Origin of the sequence: Filomicrobium sp. (assembly GCF_025698805.1) — a bacterium.
Classification (GTDB): domain Bacteria; phylum Pseudomonadota; class Alphaproteobacteria; order Rhizobiales; family Hyphomicrobiaceae; genus Filomicrobium; species Filomicrobium insigne.
The window spans coordinates 312761-332572 of the sequence record NZ_JAILWT010000004.1; the positions used below are offsets into that span (position 1 = coordinate 312761).

14 protein-coding genes are annotated in these 19812 nt (G+C 53.9%); 4 read left to right on the plus strand and 10 right to left on the minus strand.

All coding sequences use genetic code 11. The annotated features are described in order from the left end of the window. Positions 1-3 precede the first annotated feature (3 nt). On the minus strand, positions 4-345 hold the full coding sequence (locus tag K5845_RS12465) for a hypothetical protein (RefSeq protein WP_287959112.1): 342 nt from the start codon (positions 343-345) through the stop codon (positions 4-6). A 147-nt stretch (positions 346-492) separates the two neighbouring features. Between K5845_RS12465 and K5845_RS12470 the strand changes: the two genes are divergently transcribed. Together K5845_RS12470 and K5845_RS12475 are read left to right on the plus strand one after the other, a co-directional pair. Beyond that, on the plus strand, positions 493-1104 hold the full coding sequence (locus K5845_RS12470) for a recombinase family protein (protein WP_287959113.1): 612 nt from the start codon (positions 493-495) through the stop codon (positions 1102-1104). Between the two features lie 63 nt (positions 1105-1167). Beyond that, positions 1168-1491, plus strand: coding sequence for a hypothetical protein (locus K5845_RS12475; protein WP_287959114.1), 324 nt, complete (start codon positions 1168-1170; stop codon positions 1489-1491). Between the two features lie 290 nt (positions 1492-1781). Here K5845_RS12475 and K5845_RS12480 read toward each other — a convergent pair whose 3' ends face one another. The 5 genes from K5845_RS12480 to K5845_RS12500 form a co-directional block, all read right to left on the minus strand. Next, positions 1782-3443, minus strand: a complete 1662-nt coding sequence (locus K5845_RS12480) for a DUF262 domain-containing protein (protein ID WP_287959115.1) — start codon at positions 3441-3443, stop codon at positions 1782-1784. A gap of 451 nt (positions 3444-3894) precedes the next feature. Next, on the minus strand, positions 3895-4398 hold the full coding sequence (locus K5845_RS12485) for a nucleoside 2-deoxyribosyltransferase (protein ID WP_287959116.1): 504 nt from the start codon (positions 4396-4398) through the stop codon (positions 3895-3897). After that, the gene (locus tag K5845_RS12490; protein ID WP_287959117.1) at positions 4395-6005 is read right to left on the minus strand and encodes an SIR2 family protein; all 1611 of its coding nucleotides are present in this window, start codon (positions 6003-6005) and stop codon (positions 4395-4397) included. The genes K5845_RS12485 and K5845_RS12490 overlap by 4 nt, the downstream gene beginning before the upstream one ends. After that, on the minus strand, positions 6006-7220 hold the full coding sequence (locus K5845_RS12495; protein WP_287959118.1) for a GIY-YIG domain-containing protein: 1215 nt from the start codon (positions 7218-7220) through the stop codon (positions 6006-6008). Positions 7221-7466: 246 nt separating this feature from the next. Next, positions 7467-9227, minus strand: a complete 1761-nt coding sequence (locus K5845_RS12500) for an ATP-binding protein (RefSeq protein WP_046478079.1) — start codon at positions 9225-9227, stop codon at positions 7467-7469. Positions 9228-10624: 1397 nt separating this feature from the next. Between K5845_RS12500 and K5845_RS12505 the strand changes: the two genes are divergently transcribed. Both K5845_RS12505 and K5845_RS12510 read left to right on the plus strand, forming a co-directional pair. Further along, the gene (locus tag K5845_RS12505) at positions 10625-11353 is read left to right on the plus strand and encodes a response regulator (RefSeq protein ID WP_287959119.1); all 729 of its coding nucleotides are present in this window, start codon (positions 10625-10627) and stop codon (positions 11351-11353) included. After that, complete coding sequence (locus K5845_RS12510; RefSeq protein ID WP_287959120.1) at positions 11350-12771, plus strand: ATP-binding protein; 1422 nt, start codon at positions 11350-11352, stop codon at positions 12769-12771. The genes K5845_RS12505 and K5845_RS12510 overlap by 4 nt, the downstream gene beginning before the upstream one ends. A gap of 520 nt (positions 12772-13291) precedes the next feature. Here K5845_RS12510 and K5845_RS12515 read toward each other — a convergent pair. The 4 genes from K5845_RS12515 to K5845_RS12530 form a co-directional block, all read right to left on the minus strand. Beyond that, positions 13292-16435 (minus strand): efflux RND transporter permease subunit, encoded by a 3144-nt coding sequence (locus K5845_RS12515; RefSeq protein WP_287959121.1) that lies wholly within the window; start codon positions 16433-16435, stop codon positions 13292-13294. A gap of 16 nt (positions 16436-16451) precedes the next feature. Beyond that, positions 16452-18059 (minus strand): efflux RND transporter periplasmic adaptor subunit, encoded by a 1608-nt coding sequence (locus K5845_RS12520; RefSeq protein ID WP_287959122.1) that lies wholly within the window; start codon positions 18057-18059, stop codon positions 16452-16454. A gap of 108 nt (positions 18060-18167) precedes the next feature. Continuing rightward, positions 18168-18413, minus strand: a complete 246-nt coding sequence (locus K5845_RS12525) for a hypothetical protein (RefSeq protein ID WP_046478075.1) — start codon at positions 18411-18413, stop codon at positions 18168-18170. A gap of 19 nt (positions 18414-18432) precedes the next feature. Beyond that, positions 18433-19782: a TolC family protein gene (locus K5845_RS12530; RefSeq protein WP_287959123.1), complete on the minus strand. Its 1350-nt coding sequence runs from the start codon at positions 19780-19782 to the stop codon at positions 18433-18435. Between the last annotated feature and the right edge of the window lie 30 nt (positions 19783-19812).

A 19812-nucleotide genomic window follows, 5' to 3' on the forward strand; every position in this document is an offset into this window, starting at 1 on the left:
TCTCTACTTCACATATTTGAAGGGGCCGCACTCCTTCTGCAGCACGGCAAGGATCAGCCCGGTAGGGTGATCATCGGGATATTTTCTCATCACCTCAAGCACGGGCTGATAGCCGCTTCCCTTATGACGCGACACCCACTCGCCCAGACACTTGGCTTGCGCGGATGAGTTGAGCCCGGCGATGCTAGCCGCCGCAACAGCCGATGTAGAAATGTAATTTGTCTGCGCGTCTGCCGGATAGGTGAGGAACTTCGAACTCTTGAAGTCTTCCGCCGTTGCGCCGGAGGCAAGGCCGCATACGATGGTACACAGGCTTGCTAGGTCTAGTGCTTTCCTGCTCAACATAAACGATCGTTATTGCAGAGGAGGAAAAACTAGCACGAGAATGACCGAACGACACTTGCAAAGCGGCGGATTTCCGCCAACTGATAGCGCTAGCACTAGCGCGCATCGCACCTCGGCAAAAAGGATCGATTTTGACGAGGTGACGTCATGACGAACCTCTTTTTCCCAAGCATCGCGGTGACGGGCAGGCGCATAGGCTATGCGCGGGTTTCCACCCAAGACCAAAAGCTGCGCATGCAGCTGGATGCGCTCAAAAGCGCGCAGTGTGATGACATCTTCAAGGATCAGGGCGTCTCCGGCGGCAAGGCCAGCCGCCCCGGTCTGGACAAGGCCCTCAAGACCTTAAAGCGCGGGGACGCGCTGGTGGTCTTAAAGCTCGACCGGCTGGGCCGTTCGGTCCAGCACCTTTCAGACCTGCTGGTGCATTTCGGGAATGAAGGCATTCATTTTTGCTCGCTGGCCGAAGGCATCAACACGACAACGCCGGGCGGCAAGCTGGTCTATCACCTCTTCGCGGCCTTCGCGGAATTCCAGCGCGACATCATCCGCGAGAACACGGTGCTGGGGCTAGCGGCTACCAAGCAGCGCGGTGCAAATCTCGGAAGACCGAGAGCGCTCGGTATTGATGCCATTCTCGAAGGCCACCGCCATGTCACGCAGCTGGGCATCCCGATAGGCGAGGTGGCGGAGCGGCTGGACGTTTGTCACGCCACGCTCACGCGCGGATTCAAATGGGCTGGCTTGGAGCAGGCGCAGTGACGCGCCGCATGCAGGGCGCAATGCTGCGCTCTATACAAGCGGGCAAACACCGCGAGAGTATCCATGAGCGATATTTCCCGGCGCAGATTCATTGTGACCACCGCAGCAGGGATGACGCTGGGATCAAGCTTGCTTTCAGATGGCAATGCGGCCCCGGCATCCGGCGGCGACTACGTATGTATGATCGAGCGGATGAGGCCGGATGGCCTGTGGGAACCATCGCCGCGATTGCTACCGCTGGCGGCCCTGCCGCCGCACGCACGGCGCGCGCATGATGGACGCTGGTATCTAAGCAGCCGGGAGCGCGCCACCCTGCTAAGATCCGACTTCCAAGTGAAAGTCGTTCGCGTAAAACGGCAACGCAAGAAGCAGGTCTTGGCGACATAAGCGCGGGTTCAAACGGGCAGGATGGGGTCAACCGAACTGCCATCAGACGATGCTGTTACCCGCAATTTTATTACCGGGAAGAAGAACCGATACGACAAAGGTCTCGGATAAGACGTATCGCCAGATGTGTGCTGTATGACAGCACCATCTTCGCTCGGCGGTCTTTCGCCCGCCTCGGCAAGGGGGCCTTGCTGGCCCCCGTTGCATCCCCCCGGCCCGAATGTCAGAAACAATTTATCCACGGCATTCAAAATTCGGATAAACGTATTCGCCGTCGCTAGGATGGAAATTCAGAGCTTTAATATATCTCGCGCAATTTCGGTCAACTGGTCATGACGTTTCTTGATGGCGTCAGGAGTCCAATCCTCATAACTAATAAGCTGTGCGGTCAGAGGAAAAATGTTGCTATCGCTCGCTCCGAAAATCTTTTCTCTTTTCTTGTGAAAATCAAAATTGCTTGCCCTCGGATTCACCTTGGTTGACAATATTGCAAAGTTCCCGAGCATTTGGCTGAATTGTTGACGCTCTTTTGAATCTGGAAATTTCTGCCTCCAGAGACTCCTGGGGCCAGGATTTTGTGGAAGGATATGCTCCAAGGTCACTTTGGTCGGAAAGTAGGTTGGGATTGTTTTGTCCAGAAGTTCAGCATTTAAACGCAAAAGCAGTGGTCGAATGAACCGCGACTTGTTGCCGATTGGCCTTGCGAGCTTCTCTCTAATTTTCTTTCGTTCAGCATCCGTCAAATACAGTTCACTATTTGCGCTGCTAAGGCAGTCTTTTGCGACGATACGCTGAACCACCCGTCGCATTCGGTTCGCGATGGTGTTGGAGGTTGCGCCAAGGATCAGAAGGCCCAACCCCAGAGCGTCGAGTGCCTTAAAGAAATCTACCGTAGCTTTTTCAGAAGGATTTTGCGCTAACCACAGTAGGGCGGCAGGGGTCCAATCGTCGAAAGGAAGGGCTTTGACGCACGATACAATCCGATTGAGCTCCTCATTACCTTCCGCCACGGTTAGTTCGCAGCTTTCCAGCTCATCATAGATCTCGACGAACTTCTTTAGTGTGTCGGTGAAAAGCAGAGCCTTTGAGGGATGGCTTAGGACGGAGTTCAGTCCATCTCTAAATGCCATCTGCTGAGTGGGTGGATGCACCAACGCAAGGATGGATTTGACATATGTACTAAGCTGTTCGACGCCAATTTGATCTTCTATTTGGCTCCACGCGTCGGCAAGCCGGGTACTTTGGTAGATGCTAATAACTTCTCCGCGAACAATGTCGATATCTGTAAGCGGTTGTCCCCGCGCATTAATACTACGAAAGAGTTGATAAGCGTCGAGCGTATTTGAAACGATCACGAGCACGGCATAGCAATGATTCAGTATATAGCTGGCGAAATCGGTGATAAATTTTTGGTGGGGCGTGGCGATATCGTCCTTGATCCTAGAAATTACCTCGACCAGCCGCTCCGTGGCATCAGTGTCGCCCGCGTCAGGTAGCGCGAATGAGCCACCCTGTTCCGCGATCCACCTCGTGTATTCATCACGGTCGATTTCTCGAAGCCCCACGCGCGGACAACGCGGCAAGTGTCGCGCCGCATTTTCAGGCCTCTCAATATGGTGTTGCAAGTGTTCCCTGGCATCACCCGGAGGTAGGAGATCGCGGAGCACCGCCAAGAGGGCGGAAAGTGTCACGAGCCTTTGTTGGCCGTCGACGACCTCGAAGGGTGCGTTTGGGTTCGACTGAGATACAATTAGCTGCCCGAGAAAATAATAAGCTTTGTCGGTATTTAAATCTGTCGAGTTATGGAAAGCAGTCTGCAGATCGTCTAGTAGCTGGCCTGCCTCATCGGCAGTCCATGCGAAAGGCCTTTGAAAAATTGGCATACTATAAATTCGAGAACCGGACAGCAGCTCGCCTACCGGCAACGTTTGACACTCCATCCGGATGGTCACCGGTGCCCCCCACCTCAAAACTCTATCGTACGAATTTCTACCCAACCCGCACTTACGTTATCCAGGTTTCCACGGCCGGTCAAAAGCCTTTGGCTTCCCAACTTTCTCACGTCGGCTTCTCGATCCGATCCGTTCTTCTTCTGCTAGTACAGTTTTTGAGAGCGGTTAGCCTCAGGGACGAAACCATGGTTGGGGAGGAGGAGCAGCGTCTCCTGTGCCGAGAAAGCTAACATCGAGCCTCGACCTGCCGGGAGAGGATTAGCGGGCGAACCGGTGGCAGGTTGACGTTCATTAGCAGAAGTGTCGATATTCGATCATCCAGATGAATAAATGCGACCCCAAATACTTCAACAACATCTATGGGCACTAGCGCGAGGGAGGCCTGCTTCACCAAATCCGCAAAGCTAACGACTTGTAAACTCGCGGCTCATCACGCGAAGGTGCATTCGCGTCATGGCGTCAGTGCATCTGTATCGATCCCCTCACCCGTGTCTTTCGGTACTATGGTCTCTTGGTCTAACAGGCAGCGCACCTGATCTATGAGCACATCAACCGAAGAAGCCCGGTAGTGACATGCCGACACAAGCAACGGATTGTCGCCAGTCGAAACCATGACACGATCATCGCTCTTGAAGCCTAAGCAGATCTTACCCAACGCCCTTGCATATCCCAGCTCGAAGGCGACCCCCTCATCAACGGTTCGACCGTCCAGGACGGCAATTAGGAAGTCACATCCTTCTATGGCAGCCGTATCTTTAGCGTAGATCAGCTCTTGGCAGACAGTAACAGACCTGCCTTTGGAGACTAACTCGGTCAGTAGTTCGCCGTCACGCTGAGGCAAGAAGACATCAAGATACGCCTCCAAACGGCGCGACAGCTTTAGATTGAATTCCCGCTCCTGCGGATTGAATAGTGGCGAAGCCAAATACGCCTTTGAGCGAGATAGCCTTTTCATTCAAACCGCTCCATTATAGCGGAGAGATTACACGCATCATATTCGCCGAGAAGGGCCTCACGTGCGACTTTTTTCGCGATGTCACCGCGGTTCATGCCGGTAGTGACGATCGCACAACTCGGTTCGTAGAGGCCTTGCAAATAGTTGGATTGATCTTCGAGATAAATTTCATCTCCAGAGCTATCTGGAAGCCGTCCGCGACCTAAATTCCTCGCTACAAGTTCACGCCCCTCGGCGGTTACGAATACGATTTGTCCCCCCTGGAGGTTTTTATCGCGTGTGACCAAGTCTTTTAATTCTTTTGTCTTTTGCATTCGCTCGAGATCGTCCTTGGAAAAGGCGTACAAATCCAACGGCGCGCGATCCATGAAGTAAAATCCGACATCGACGTTGGTCATGCGGATGTTTTTCTCTTTGAGTTCTGCATAGAGAAAGTTGCTTACTTCATTTTGCTGTTCGGCCGTCAGCTTATCAAACGAAAGAAACATCTCTTTTGGAGGTGGGCGCGTCCACTCCTCGAACGTTCCGAAACAGCGCAGCTGTTCTAGAAGTGTCGATTTGCCGGCAGCTACAGGCCCTACGATATAGTAGTGAAACCTGGACCGCCGATCTGGACAGGCGTCGTCCAGAAAGTCCCGCACGTCCCGAGACTCGCTATTCAAGAGATCCAGCAATTCAGAAATCTCCTGAGATGTCAGGAAGATCGTAATGAGGTTGTAAAGTTCGAGATTGGCTTCAAAAATATCAGTTTGGCGCGCTGGTGATATCTCATCTCCAGATTTCAGCCAATGGATCATGTAGTGATGATTGGCCGGCGCCTGATTGCGATTGCGCCTTAAGTAGTTCTTGAGCGAGTTGTCGCCCAGGGAATGACCAATAATCAGCATCGTGTTCTGCACAAAACGGAGAAACAGGTATTCTCCACTGACTTCAGGGGCTCTTGATAACGCTGCCGCGAACGAGTCCTCTGTAAAAACTAACTCCGGACTCCGCTTTTTTAACGTAACGCGGGGCAAGTAACCGTTGACATGATAGATGGTCGTAGTCTTTGGACGGTCAACCAACGGGGGATTCCAAGTTACAGTGAAGGATCTATCGCCTGTTGCAGTGGTATGGACTGCCTGATGACTCAGTGCGTCGGACAGGATGTCGTCGAAGTTAAAATTAATGACGAGCGGTACTTTACGCACTAAGTCCCTCAACCCTGAAAGGTATGGATGTTCGGCTAAGATCTTCTCCGTCGTATCTGGGACGTCCTGGTAGATTGCCGTGTGTATCGATTTGACCCACTCATGCTTGATAACCGCGTTTTTGAGATGCGGCTCAGCATCTCCCTCCCAGTCGCTGCAATGACGGTGATAAATGATTTGCCCCAGATACTCGGGGGCGAGTCCTGATGCGTGATGTTGATCCAGATCGGCCGCCAGGGCAGGAGAGCGCGTTGCAAGTCGCTTGAGTAGGGGCGTCCAAGCAGGCACGCCAGCGTCAATGGAGATACCGGCGCCTACGACCAAATTAAGACGACCGTCAGCTAATCTCTGAAAAAGATGGCTCAGGAAACGGCCGAGCCGTTGTTGGCGTTCTATGGCGTTCACTAATTTCGACATTCACAAGAAATCCAACGAAATCAAGTCTCTGACGGAGCCTTGGCCCTGTGAGTCATAGGCGCGTCCGACGTCCCTGACGTTCCACAACCCAGATTCGGCAATCAAGCGCATCGGTGACGAGAGGCCCAGCCAAGCTTTGCTTGGCCTGTCGATAGGAATCAAAGACTCCGAGCACAACGCGATGAGCTGACGCTCGACAATTGCCCGCAAGCTGTGTTTGCTCGGCGTGTCGTCAATATCCAAGACCAACACCTCGAGCTTCTTGAGGTAGTCGCTCACTAGCTGCTCCATGGACACTTCGTGCGCCCTCACGTGAATGGGCGCGTCCTGACCCTCTCCCCACGAAGGAAGTGCTGCAGACGCGTTCTCCCGCTCCAGGACCGCGCGCCCCACGTGGAGCCGGAATATCGATCCTCTATGGTTCCCCGTCCCGTCCCTCAGCCCAGCGTGATTTCGCAGCCGATTTCGAAGTGTCGACTTCGAACCTTCGCTGACGGCATGCGTGCCAATCCGAACAATGCGACCTCGTCGACCGAGGAAATTGCGCTCTGATTTATCAATAAAGATATAGACGCCACGGAGTGGCAGCTTCTTCATGCCCAGCTCACTGAGTGTGAACATGCCTCCTGTACGTCGGCGTTTATCAATTGCTTGATAGAGCTCGCGCATTGCCTCCACGCGTCGACTGAAGGCAAGTGCTTGCTCATGCCATTGAGCATGATGACGTGGCACGATTTTACTCAATGGGCTAACAAGTTTAGCTACGCCTTCGTATGCCTCGACGATTGGATCGGCATATTCAGCCGTGCATAGAATGCAAAGTTGTCCCCGAACTTCACTCAACTGCTGAGCGATCTTCCGCCCCCAGTCTCGACGTTCAGAGCCATCCAGGTCACTGAGGTTCATATCGTAGGGAGATATGATCTGGTCGGGCTTAAGGATGCCATGTTTAGCGGACGCAATTAGATACTCAGCCCTGAGGCTCTCCGCGATAGCCCTAGCCCTCTTGAACCGCGAAGAGGTGTAGAGTTCCGCCGCCGTCGTGCGTTTCTTTCGTTTTTGTCCGCTGCATCCGATCACCAAGGTCAGTTTTGTGCCGGCGGACGGCAACAACGCGGATCGTGGGTTGAACGTGGGAGCAATGAACAAATCTCCCTGCGCCGCCACCAAGTTTGGCGTACCTGTCCCTCGACGCGGACCAAGCAGCTGCATCATTATCCACCCCGATCGATTGGCGGGTCCCGCCCGTTCTGGGCACATCTATGCCGCGCGACGCGTGCTGATCGATTCAGGCCGCTTCACCAGACGAGCATCAGTCAGACATCCATTTAATCTTAGGACGTATGACGTCTCCGACGCACAGCCCATTGACGTATTAGTTGTGCAAATTTGCGACGGCGATCACAGTTTTGCGCCTAAGTTGCATTGTCGTCCCAGTTGCGGTTGAGCATAGAATCTCGATCAGTGTGAGGGGGCAGCATTACTCAGTAGCCACTGAACTTCATGACGGGCGCGGCTAATGATGTCAGCGTATGACCAGACCTTAAGGTTCGGCGGATCGTTCTGCGGGTTGGACTTAGCCGCGCGCCTCCCGCCAATGAGCGCGACATGGATCGGCTTGGCCGGTAACAGTTCGCGTAGCTCATCGGCATAGACTTGGGCTTGTGTTTCGTCCGCCCGGGAAACGGGATGAGTCGGCCGTTTGAACTCAATCAGCAGGTAAGCCTCGCCGGGGTCGGTATTGAGCAGTAGATCGGGACGCTTAGCAGCCCGCGTTCCCGAATATTTCTTATCGGTGTATCGTTCGACGACGCCTTTCAGCGTCGCATTGGAGCTCATGAGGTGATAGGGTGCGCCAAGTATCCAAAGACTATGCTCGATCGCCTTGTGCATTTGGATTTCAATTGTCGACGGATTGACCAACAGCGCGTCAAGGTCGGACAAAAAATGCAGGCGCCCGTTCGCGCGTTCTACCATCAATGTCAGCTCGACTAGACCGAATTGATGCAGGGCCTCCGCAAAATTCGCAACGTCGCCGTGCCTAGCTTCGTCGATGTTGCGCAAAACCTGCCAGTATTCGTCCCGCTCCATTGCATCCAGTATGACCGATGCGATGGTGTCTATGCGATCCTGACGTTCGCCGTAGAACCGGGTGAGGATCTTTCCGAGCGCGGTTTCGGTAAATGCTCGGCGGTGCTCGGGAAGGTTCTGAAGACGGCGCGCAATCTCCTGCTTCAACCGTGCCTGTTGAAGATTCATCTCGCGTGTGAACACCGACTTCAGCTTGGTTGTAGTCCGCTCGGCGACCAGGTGTGCGATCTCCTCCCGCGCCTTGCTGTTTTCGACCAAAGCGCCCCAGTCCGCCGTCACGACCTGATCAAGTCCGTCCACCTCGATCTCTCCGTAGACGCGCTTACGCAGAGCATCGGGAATGTCCTGGTTTTTGTCCAGTCCGAACCACTGAGGGCGACCGACCACCTTGCCGCCGACCCGCAGCAGAAAACCCGGGTGCTTCGGCAGCTTACCTTCCGCGATGGTGAAGCGGATCTTGACCTCGCCGGCGTTAGGAAGGCTAGCGCTCGTGCTCTCCGTTTCCCCAGGCAGATCCTCAACGTCGAGTACGCGGCCATTGACGTATATTTTGATCCCACTCTCCCGGCCATATTCATAAATCAAAAGCGTCCGCAGCTTATCCGCACTTGGAAAGTTCAATGCCTGATCGAGGTTTGAGAGCGTTATGACCGTGCCGTTAACCGCGTTAGATGCTTCCGTCTCAGTGAGTGGTAGCGGTACTTGTTCCAGATCATGCGAAGCATTCAGGATTGCGCCTTTGTCGACGTCTACGACGGTCCTGATGCCTTTGCAGACGCTCTCGATGCGCATGCTCCGCGCTGCAGCGAGCCCGGCGAACTTGCCAATGCCCTTTCGCCCTTTGATTCGGCGCTTGAGGTGGATGGAATATTCCCCTTTTGTCGACCGGCGGTCCCTGGCTATGTCGAGATATTCGCTCTCTATCTCATGAGGCGACATTCCGCTTCCATCGTCGGCAACGACGATCGGCTCAGCGGTCAGGGGCGCCGGTAGTGTCACCCAAATGTTTCCCGCATCTGCGTCCCACGCATTGTCGACGAGTTCCTTGAGCGCTGCTTCTGTCTGCCGGTAGGTTTCACCGAGCAGGGCGGTCAATCTAGGCGATACGGCAAAATGGACCGTGCGTCGCATTGATATGCTTCCCCGCGTCCGAATCATAATTTCTGAGCTTAAGAATACCCATTTTGTTCATTCCGATAGATTGCGGCTCGATGCTCTGTGGAGAACCCATTGGCAATCACACAAAGCCAAGCGCACGAAGATGGCCAACTCGGTTCTGATGGACCAAGCATCCCGGCGACTGCCTTAGCAAAGCCACAGGATCCAAGAGCAATAAGTCTAAGGGCGGTGCTCACCTACAATCCGGCATCAAGCGGCGCTAATTTGACGCCAGCGACGACGAGAAGATCGCGGTCATCGAAGCGCTGTGAGTGGTGGCGCAGGACGGCCGCGCCCTCGGCCTCACGCCTAGTCAACAGCTGTGGTCAGTTTCTGACCGGAAAAAAGGCAATCCCAACCCGCGTGAACTGTGGGGTTCTGACGATCCGGCGAACCGGAATTTGTTCCTGAAGCTCGTCCTCTCGGACAAGCTCCTCTACCATCGGATCGGGGGCTATCGAACCGTCCAACCGCCTGTATTTTTGGGGTAATTGAGGCGCTGAACGATAACATATTCGGCAACGTCCAGCTGGGAGCTAACAAGCATCTAAGGCAAGCACCAGTCGCTTATCAGTTATGAACCCACGCCTGCATGGCCCACGCTACGGCATCGCGCACAAGCTGTCGCGTGCTCGCGGCTAAGGACGGCCAGAAGTTGAGCAGGTTCCGCAATTTCTCCAGGACGACAAACATTTTAATGGTGTAAAAATAATGAGCCGATTAATAGTTCTATCTTTTCAGCTCGATAGCAACGATCATCACGCTCGTTTCCATACACCTGCATATTAATGCCCTTAATCACGCAGGTCGCCAGATAACTTCCATAATCAAATAACATCGGCGCAGGTGCGTGAGATGCAATACATTAAAAGGATTGATGTATAACCGCAATGCTTTCACTCAGCAACAAACACCAACAATATATACAATCTGCTAAATCGCTTCTTATGTTCCAAATATCAATAATAAACGGGAACCAGAAGCCCGGGGCTTCTGGTTCCCGTTGCTTTAATCGCCTTGAAAGACGTCAGAATCGATGGGAGACGGGGTAGGTGTTGACGTATGATCGGCCTGCGCCACGGTTGCTCCCGCTAACACTGCAAACATAGCGACTACAATAAAGATCTGTTTCATGATCCGATCTCCATATTTTCTATGCTACTGCCTTCAATTTGACCAGCAGACCTATTTAAGTCCGGTCGTTGGTCACAAATTACAGATAGGTGAAATCGGACAACAATGCTCTCCCGAAACGGTAACGGCTGGTAACGAGATCCTGAGTTGTTACAGGATGTTACCATTGATCTATTTGTTCGTTGCCAACTGCCGCATACACATGCGTTTCTCACTGCATCGAGACCAATTCAGGAATGAAGAAGAGTCAATCGCACATCCTCGTGGTAGACGATGACCAGGAAATTCGCATACTTGTTGCGAGGCAACTGCGCAGACATGGCTTCGTCGTAGATGTGGCCGCCAATGGAATAGAGATGCGCAACATCCTTGGAACTGCGCGTATCGACCTCGTTGTGCTGGACCGCATCATGCCCGGCGAGGATGGTCTCACCCTCTGCCAAGAATTGAGAACAACCTCCAATATCCCCGTGATCATGCTAACGCTTTTGGGATCTGAGACGGACCGAATAGTGGGTCTGGAGATGGGAGCCGATGACTACATCCCAAAGCCATTCAACCCCCAGGAATTGATTGCCCGCATCCGGGCAGTACTTCGGCGCGCTAACGAACTGCCGATTAACACGCCCGACTATCGCGATCGACGCCTGCGTTTTTCAGGATGGACACTTGATGCACGGGCACGACGGCTGACAGCACCAGATGGATCAATCGTCACTCTGACAGACGGAGAGTTTGACCTGCTTAAAGCTTTTGCTGAGCGCGCTGGCGTGGTGCTAAATCGCGATCAGCTCCTCGACCTGACAAGCGGCCGACAGCCAGGTCTCTTCGACCGGAGCATCGATATGCAGATTGCGCGTCTACGCCGCAAGCTTGCGGCCTATGCCGACGCGAACGAATTCATAAAAACCATTCGGCAACGGGGCTACATGTTTTCCGCGGATGTGGTGGAGGCTGATGAATGATACGGCATCTCGACACTCTTCGGGGCCGAGCCTTTATCCTTATCTTCGCACTCCTTCTAGCCTCCAACGCGGCAGCCCTTGTGCTCTACTCATACCGACACAACGACGCGATGGATGCTCTGCACGATGCGATGTTTGCCGAACAAGTGGCCATAGTGGTCCAGCTCATGGACCGATTGCCTCCGAGCCATCGCCCGGAAGTCGCGACAGCGCTAACAGGCACCATGCTAGGTGTTTCTACGGAAAACATTGAACCACTACCAACACCAAAAGAGGAGCACGCGCGAGCTGGCCGAATAACCCGTCTGATCAACTCCTTTCTAGATCGCCCACCAAGTGACCCTATAGGAGTTCGGTTCGGCGAGAGTGACAACGATGATCTTAAAAATTCCGCGCCAGTATTTCCAGCAAGACTGAAGCTGGTTACAGAGGAGCCAATTGAACGCGTCCTGCAGAATGTTTATTTCCAAGGAAATATTAAAGTAGCGACAGAGCTTTCGGACGGGACTGGGGTGTTGATGACCGGGCGCCTCCTTGCCGTACCGCATTTTTCCTGGGCTCAAATGTCCCCCTCGCTTCTCGCGTTGACCTCTTCGGCACTCGTAATCGCATTCTGGCTTCTTAGTCGCTTCATCGCACCTTTGGTACTGCTTGAAGGAGCTGCGAGACGCCTTGCCGAAGACATCAACTCGCCCGCTTTGCGGGAAACTGGCCCTCTCGAAGTGCGGAGCGCTACGGCGGCTTTCAACGGGCTTCAAACACGCATCAAACAATTGATATCAGACCGTTCAGCAACTGCCGCAGCAATTGCGCACGACCTAGGCACGCCGGTTACCAGATTGAGATTACGCGCACACGAGATTGAAGACACCGACGTCCGAGATCACATTTTGTCCGATCTCAATCAGATGCAGCGAATGATTGCTGGGGCGCTCGATTTCACGAGATTGGACTTTGACTCCGAGAAGGCCCAAAAAGTGGATCTCGTGACACTGGTAGAGAGCGTTTCTTCTGATCTTACTGACATGGGTAGACTCGTTGATTTCCGGGCAGAAGGTCGAATTATTTTGACAACCAAGCCGACACTGCTTCGAAGGGCCATCGTGAACGTTGCGCAAAATGCATCAAGTTATGGAAAGCAGGCCAACATAAGCCTTTTGACCAAGGATCGGGACGTGACAATCGCGATCCATGATGACGGACCTGGAATGAGCCCAGCCGAATGGGATGAAGCCGTAAAGCCATTTCGGCGGCTGCAAAAAAACAGCGATGCGATCTACGGCTCAGGGCTCGGTCTTACTATAGCGCGACGAATTATGGAGGAACTTAGCGGCCGCATTGAACCTGTGCGAGATCAACGTGGCCGGTTTGGCGTTGCGATTCAAGTCCCACGTGGTGAGCAACAAATAATCAAATGAGATTAAGGCATAGGCACGGCTCTTTGCGACCGCATGGCAAAAGTACGGTGGCTGATTGGCGTCACGAAATTCGATCCTCACATTGCAATGGGTCAGGCGTTTGACTAAGTAGAGCGAATTTATTAATTCGCTTTTGACTACATACTGAACCATTTAAATTACGCTTGGTGGTTCGGCGCAGAACTACTGACGAACCCAGCCAATAAACTTCTGACATCACGTGCTTTCTGGTCACTTGTCCGGCGGGCAGTCGAAACGCGATCCTTTAGTATATCCAGCGGCACCCATCCCGATGCACTTACCAACTTCTATGTGCCTATGCGGTACGGTTGCGCTGTAGGAGGTCCGCCTCATACATGGCCCCTTTGCGCACGCACCAAATCCAACGTTTCGTGACATACCGCGTGGCCATGGGATTTCGTGGCACACTGCATCTCCCGAGACAGCAAAAAATGAGTTGCCAATACTAAGCCTTTTCGCATTTGTGGGCTCCTTCGTTTTCTCTCACCGCTAGAATTGTTCACGAAAGCGACCGCTCAGCGCTTGAATCATCCTCTGGTATTAGTTCTTCCAAGCGCTTGGGCACAAACCATTTGTAGACGGCGGGAATAACCAGGAGCGTCAGTATTGTGGAGCTTGCTAGGCCTCCGACGACGACTGTCGCCAGGGGCTTCTGAACTTCGCTACCTGCGCCCGTTGCATAGAGCAGAGGTATCAAGCCCAACGCTGTGGTGAGTGCCGTCATGAGCACAGGGCGAACGCGCATGCATGCCCCCTTGATGCTGGCGTCGTCTATGCTTTCTCCCCCATCAACAAGTTCATTGAGGTAGGTCACCAAGACCATGCCGTTTCCGAGCGCAATGCCGAAAAGCGCAATGAAACCTACCGAAGCTGGAACCGAAAGATTTAGGTCGGCAAGCCAGAGGGCGATGATTCCACCGACGAGGGCCAGAGGAATGTTCAACATGATGAGAAGAGAGCTTCGCAAGGATCCAAAGTTCATGAACAGCAAGAGGAAGACCAGTGCCAACGTGATTGGGACCACGACCGCAAGCCGCTTATTGGCTTCCTCCTGTAGCTCGAACTGACCACCCCATTCGACGAAGTAGCCCGATGGCAGTTGAACCGTCTCGCTTATTATTTTTTGCCCGTCCGCAACGAATGATCCGATGTCCCGACCGCGAACGTTGGTCTGAACTGTAATGAAGCGCTGATTGTTTTCTCTCGTGATCTGCCGTGGCCCCACGATCTCGTCGATCGTTGCGACTTGTTCAAGTGGGACCAATGATCCTGATGGTGCGCGGATGACGAGTTCGCGGATCGCATCCGCTGTTGACCGCGCTTCTTCCGTATAGCGAACTAGAATGTCAAATCTCTTGATCCCTTCAAAGATCTGCCCTGCCTTCTCGCCGCCCACCGCAGTGCGGACCGCAGCCTGAACTTGATCAATGTTCAAACCGTAGCGGGAGATCTGCTCGCGATCGACGATGATCCTGAGTTGCGGCGTGCCTGTAACCTGATCCTTCTGGACGTCGGCAGCGCCCGGGATACTCCGGATTGCACGCTCGATATCGCCGGCCTTTTCTAGAAGCACCTCCTGGTCCGGTCCAAAAAGCTTTACGGCAAGCTCTGCCTTGGTCCCCGTCACCAGCTCGTCAACCGCGGCGGCGATCGGCTGTGTAAAGTTGAACTGCGCGCCAGGAAAATCTTCAAAGGCATCACTCATGGCCGCGAACAACTGATCCGGCGAGCGTTTCTTCGGCCATTCTTGGGGTGGCTTCAGCCCAACAAAGGCCTCAGCGCTGTTTACAGGGTCAGCGTGTGCACCGACCTCACCCCTGCCGACGCGGGTTACGACACGTTCGACTTCGGGAAACCGAGAGAGCAACCGTTTCTCGAAACGCGTGACGACCTCGCGTGCCTCTTCAAGGGCGATAGACGGGGCCATTGTTACGCGAACAAGGAGGTCTCCCTCGTTTAGCCTTGGGACAAATTCCGATCCCAGGCGCGGAAAAATAATCAGACCCGCCGCCAACAATCCGAAGGCGAGAAGAACTGCAAGTAAACGAGCCTTGACGAACAACGTTACAAGCGGGCGATAGGCAAAGATCAACCCGCTCACAACTCGGTCCGAGAAACTTGGGCGTTGTCCATCACCGTCGTTCTTTGGACGCTTCATCAGCATCTCCGCCATCACCGGTGCCACCACAACGGCAAAGATTAGCGAGCCGAGCATTGCGAGAGACACGGTGAAGGCTAGCGGCCGGAAGGTTTTTCCCTCGTAGCCCTGGAGTGTGAACAATGGCAAGAACACGACGATGATGATCGCGATGGCAAAGCCAATCGGCTGAATAAGCTCCGCGCATGCCCTCGCGACAAGCTGATGCTTGGACAGCGCGGGATGATCTTCGCGGAGGTATCTATCGACATTCTCGACGATGACAATCGCACCGTCGACCATCATACCGATTGCAATTGCAATTCCGCCAAGGGACATAAGGTTCGCAGATAGACCGACGGCCTGCATTACGATGAAGGCCACTGCTATGGAAAAGGGGATAGCAAGTGCTACGACAAGACTCGGTCGGAAGCCGCCCATAAAAGCCAACAGTACTATGATAACCAGTCCAACACCCTGTGCCAGGGCCTCGTTGACCGTATCCACGCTTCGAAGCACGAGCTTGGATTGATCGTAGTAGGGAACAACTTTGATTCCTGGCGGTAGGGTCTCGTTGATTTTCGCGAGCCGGTCTTTCACGTCAGCAATGACGTTAGAGGTGTTGGTGCCTATGAGTTTGAGGACGAGTCCGGCGACAGCCTCTCCCTCACCGTTCAACGTCGCGAGACCCTGGCGTACCTCACCGCCGATCTCCACTGTGCCAACATCTCGAACTCTTACCGATATTCCGTCTGCAACTTTTAAAACAACGCTCTCGATATCTTTAATGTCCTGCGCGAGACCGACTGAGCGAACCACGAATTGTTCAAAATTCTTGACGATATATTGTGCGCCGACGTTCCCATTGTTTTGCTTCACGGCCTCGACCACGTCGGAGATATTGAGCTTGTAGCGCAACAACGCATCTGGCCGTACATTGACATGAAATTGCTTGACGTTCCCGCCGAGTGAGAGGACTTCGGTAACGCCAGGCACCGTCTGCAAATTAAACTTGATAATCCAGTCTTGGATTTCTCTAATCTCTTCGCCGCTTCTTTTTCCCGTTGTGTCGTCGACAAAATAAAAGAGAATCTGACCCAGACCGGTCGTAATCGGACCCATTTCGGGATCACCAAAACCCTCTGGAATTTCATCTCGTGCAAGCTGCAATCGCTCGCCGACAAGCTGACGTGCAAAATATATGTCGGTCGTGTCTTCGAAATAGACGTTTACGACCGAGAGGCCGAAGTTCGAAATCGAACGAATTTCCTTTAATCCAGGGATCCCATTCATCGCCACTTCGACGGGATAGGTGATGTATCGTTCGACCTCTTCCGGCGCCAGTCCCTCAGTTTCCGTGAAAATCTGGACCAATGTGGGAGAAACATCAGGGAAGGCGTCAACCGGTAAGCTTCGATAACTTTGGAAGCCAGCCGCTAGAACGCCGAGCGCAACGACGCAAATTAGCAAGCGTTGACGCAATAATCCTTCGAGGAATGTTCGCATAAATCTAGTCCGCCGCTTAGTGGTTGTGTCCGTCGCCAAAGCTTTCCTTCGAGAGCTGGGACTTCATGACAAAGGCACCCTCTACGGCGATTTGTTCGCCAGGCTTTAATCCCGACAGAACCTCGAAGAAATCACCGTTTTTTTCGCCAAGCTTCACAGGGCGCGGCTTGAACTTTCCGTCTGCGAAAACAAACACAACGTCGCCGTCTTCATATGTTTGGATCGCGCCCCTTGGTACGCGGACCGCGACGTCCTTTGAAGACACATCAATTTCCGCGTTCACGAACATCCCCGATCGAAATTTCATTTCGTCGTTTTTCAAGACAACACGGGCTTTTGCGGTGCGGGTGGCCTCGGATACTTCAGGCGTTATGTGTGCGATTCGACCTTCGGCGGTGATGCCTGTTTCGGTTTTGATCCGCACGGTAAGACCGGGCTTTATGATCGGCAGATCTTTGGGGTAGATGCTGATGTCGACCCATACGTCGGACAAGTTCGCGATAACAAAAGCTTCCCGATCCGTTGGTACAGCCTCACCCAACACCAGGTGCCGATTGACCACGATGCCATCCAGAGGAGAGTGCATCGTATAGAGGGTAAAATCCATGTCGGGCTCAGCAGACACGTCCGCGAGTCTCTGATCAGATATTCCTAATGCATGCAGCTTTTGTTCCGCAGCTCGTAGCGCGATACGCGCTTCTGCGTGTTGCGTGCGGGCTTCGAGAAGAGATTTTTCGGAAGTGATGTTTTTGGCCTGCAGCGTCTTTTCCCGATCGAAATTGTCTTTCGCCAGGGTCTGACGCTCTACCGCGGCAAGATATGCAGCCTTCGCATCCGCGAGCTCCCGGCTCTCAAGAACGGCAAGCTGTTGCCCCTTTTTTACGTGATGGCCTTGCGCGACGCTTACTGATTGGACAATGCCCGACACGCGCGGAACGACGTGTGCGTACTGATCGAGATTGAACGAAACCTCAGCGGGGCGGACAATAGAAATCGGGAGCGGACCACCCTCAACAGGCGCAACCCTAACACCGAACTCGCTCCTCTGCTCGGGCGATAACGTTACGGTTTCGTCGTGGCCGCCACCGCCATGCCCATGTCCATCGTCCTTGCTATTACCATGGGTATGGTCGTCGTCCTTTTCTTGATGGGCTCGTTTCTCTGCTTTTGGCTCATTGCCGTGGTCGTGACCATGATTCCCAGGAGCCTCTTCGTTGCCGCTTCCGTGATTGTGGGCCTTCTCTTCAGCCTCGCCTTTGCTGCCCGAAGTCTCGTGTTTATGATCGTGACCCTTGCTCTCCTCCGCAGGTTTCTTCGCGTGCTCGTGCCCATGGTCATCCGCGTGTTCGGGCGGATTTTTTACCTCGCCACTGTCAGCTTGTGCGACATCGAATGTTGTCGCCCGCCCCTTTGGGAGGCGAACGGCGCGCTCGGGGGGCGCGCCGCCGCCGTGGCGGTCCCAATTCCCATTGTAGATAACGGGGACCACCGATTTAGAGGTAGGCTTGGATAAAAGTGGTGACGAGGGCAGTTCCCTCACCTCCGCCAAACTAGGTTGGGCCGCACACACACATGCTGCCACGGCCAGAAGACCCAGGCCTGAAATTGACTTACGCAGCTCCATGCGGATTTGCTCTCCATAACCTCTTTGACTTCTTGGATGAAAGGCAAGGCCGGCGAATATCTGGCCCCTTCGGGATTTGGTTGGACTGCCCCTCGGATTTCTCAGCCCCTACTTGTGATTCCCATCCTTGTGGTCGTGCTTTTCCTCGCCCTCTTTGTGGGTGTGTCCGGCTTCATCGTGATGTGTTGCCTCCCCTTCCTTGTGGTCGTGTTCGTGATCCTTATGATCTTTTGAATTGTCGTCGTGCGCATGCGCCTCGACTGCCTTTGCGCTATCGGCTGCGAGCGTGGGGGTGGTTGAGAAGGTCAAAAAGAATGCAGTAACTCCGGCCGCTAGAATGTTTGGCAACTTCATAATTGTCTCCTTTTGAGGTTTAGATTTTCCGGCCAACAAGGCCTTCAATTCGGACCTTTGCTTTTTCGAAATCAGCCTGAGCCCGAATGAGACTTAGTTCCGCTTCAAACAGCACGCGTCGGGCGTCCAGAACTTCCAGAAGTTGGGACGCCCCAGCTTTGAAGCTGCTTTGAACTGCGCGGTAAGCTTCACGCGCGGGTGGCACGACGTCCTTTGAGAGAGTTCGTACTTCCGCAGCGGCACTGGTTAGATCGGCGTAGGCAGACAATACTGCCCGCCGCAGCGCTTCTAGCGATGTGCTTCGCTCATAGTCTGCCTTAAGCAGGCGAGATTCTGCGGCCGCTATATTTCCTGCGTTGCGATCAAAAATAGGAAGCGGTACGGAAGCACTGGCAACGATTGCCGTATTTTCCGATTCGCCAAGCCGGCGAACACCAGCACCCAGCGTCAAATCTGGGATCGATTTTGCTAACTCCAGTTCGACGATGGCATTCCGCCGCGCGATTTCATCACTCCAGCGCGCCACCTCGGGATTGCGCTCTAGGTCGCTTAAGAGAGTGTCAAGGGACACAAATTGATCCACGTCTGAAAAACGGCCGGTTACCCTGCCGAAGTCAGCGCGGGATTGACCCCACATGCTAGCGAGCCGCCGTTTGATCGGGTCCAGTCTTGCGCGTTCGGCCTTGAGGCGGACGAGTGTGTTGGCGACGATCGGGCGGGTGCGCTGGATTTCAACCGGGCTCGCTTCGCCGGCATCGACGCGGGCTTTGACGTCCCGTTCCAATTCCTTGGCAATTCGGTTGGCTTCGTTCGTTTGTTCGATCGTTTCCTGGATTGCCAGGACATCGATGAATGCTTCCGCTGTTTCACGGATGACCTGAAGTCGCGCACCCTCAAACTCCCAAACAGCGACGGCACGATCTAAGTCCGCGACAGCCAGCCTCTTGAAGCGCTTGTCACCCAATTCCACGAGTTGAGATAAAGAAAGTGTGCTCTCGGCCGATTGAAAGCCGCGGACATCACCAGTCCCGCCAAAGTTCTCCAGGTCGAGTGCCAATTCCGGATTGGGTCTCACCGCCGCTTGCGCGGCCTCTCCTAACTTTGCCTCGATTTCCAACGAGGCTGATTGGAGAGAAGGACTGAAGCGAAGCGCCCGGTGAATAGCCTCTTTTAGCGTGAGTATGTCGTCATAGGGCGGTGTGGATGCGGGCTGCGGAGCAACAAGAACCTCTCGCGGTGAAGGTGCGTGATAGACCGCGCCGGCCACCTGGGCGGTCGTGTTGCTTTTGATATCAGGCGCTGAACATCCGGCCACGCTGGATAGCGCAGCGCACACCAATATGTGCGTTGGCAAGAGACGGCTCTGCAACGATTTTCTCCCAGCAGCACGCCTTCAGGA

What these genes read in the sequence shown, in the direction of transcription:
- K5845_RS12465 (WP_287959112.1), bottom strand. Translation starts at nt 345, where the DNA reads ATGTTGAGCAGGAAAGCACTAGACCTAGCAAGCCTGTGTACCATCGTA.
- K5845_RS12470 (WP_287959113.1), top strand. Translation starts at nt 493, where the DNA reads ATGACGAACCTCTTTTTCCCAAGCATCGCGGTGACGGGCAGGCGCATA.
- K5845_RS12475 (WP_287959114.1), top strand. Translation starts at nt 1,168, where the DNA reads ATGAGCGATATTTCCCGGCGCAGATTCATTGTGACCACCGCAGCAGGG.
- K5845_RS12485 (WP_287959116.1), bottom strand. Translation starts at nt 4,398, where the DNA reads ATGAAAAGGCTATCTCGCTCAAAGGCGTATTTGGCTTCGCCACTATTC.
- K5845_RS12490 (WP_287959117.1), bottom strand. Translation starts at nt 6,005, where the DNA reads ATGTCGAAATTAGTGAACGCCATAGAACGCCAACAACGGCTCGGCCGT.
- K5845_RS12495 (WP_287959118.1), bottom strand. Translation starts at nt 7,220, where the DNA reads ATGATGCAGCTGCTTGGTCCGCGTCGAGGGACAGGTACGCCAAACTTG.
- K5845_RS12500 (WP_046478079.1), bottom strand. Translation starts at nt 9,227, where the DNA reads ATGCGACGCACGGTCCATTTTGCCGTATCGCCTAGATTGACCGCCCTG.
- K5845_RS12505 (WP_287959119.1), top strand. Translation starts at nt 10,625, where the DNA reads ATGAAGAAGAGTCAATCGCACATCCTCGTGGTAGACGATGACCAGGAA.
- K5845_RS12510 (WP_287959120.1), top strand. Translation starts at nt 11,350, where the DNA reads ATGATACGGCATCTCGACACTCTTCGGGGCCGAGCCTTTATCCTTATC.
- K5845_RS12515 (WP_287959121.1), bottom strand. Translation starts at nt 16,435, where the DNA reads ATGCGAACATTCCTCGAAGGATTATTGCGTCAACGCTTGCTAATTTGC.
- K5845_RS12520 (WP_287959122.1), bottom strand. Translation starts at nt 18,059, where the DNA reads ATGGAGCTGCGTAAGTCAATTTCAGGCCTGGGTCTTCTGGCCGTGGCA.
- K5845_RS12525 (WP_046478075.1), bottom strand. Translation starts at nt 18,413, where the DNA reads ATGAAGTTGCCAAACATTCTAGCGGCCGGAGTTACTGCATTCTTTTTG.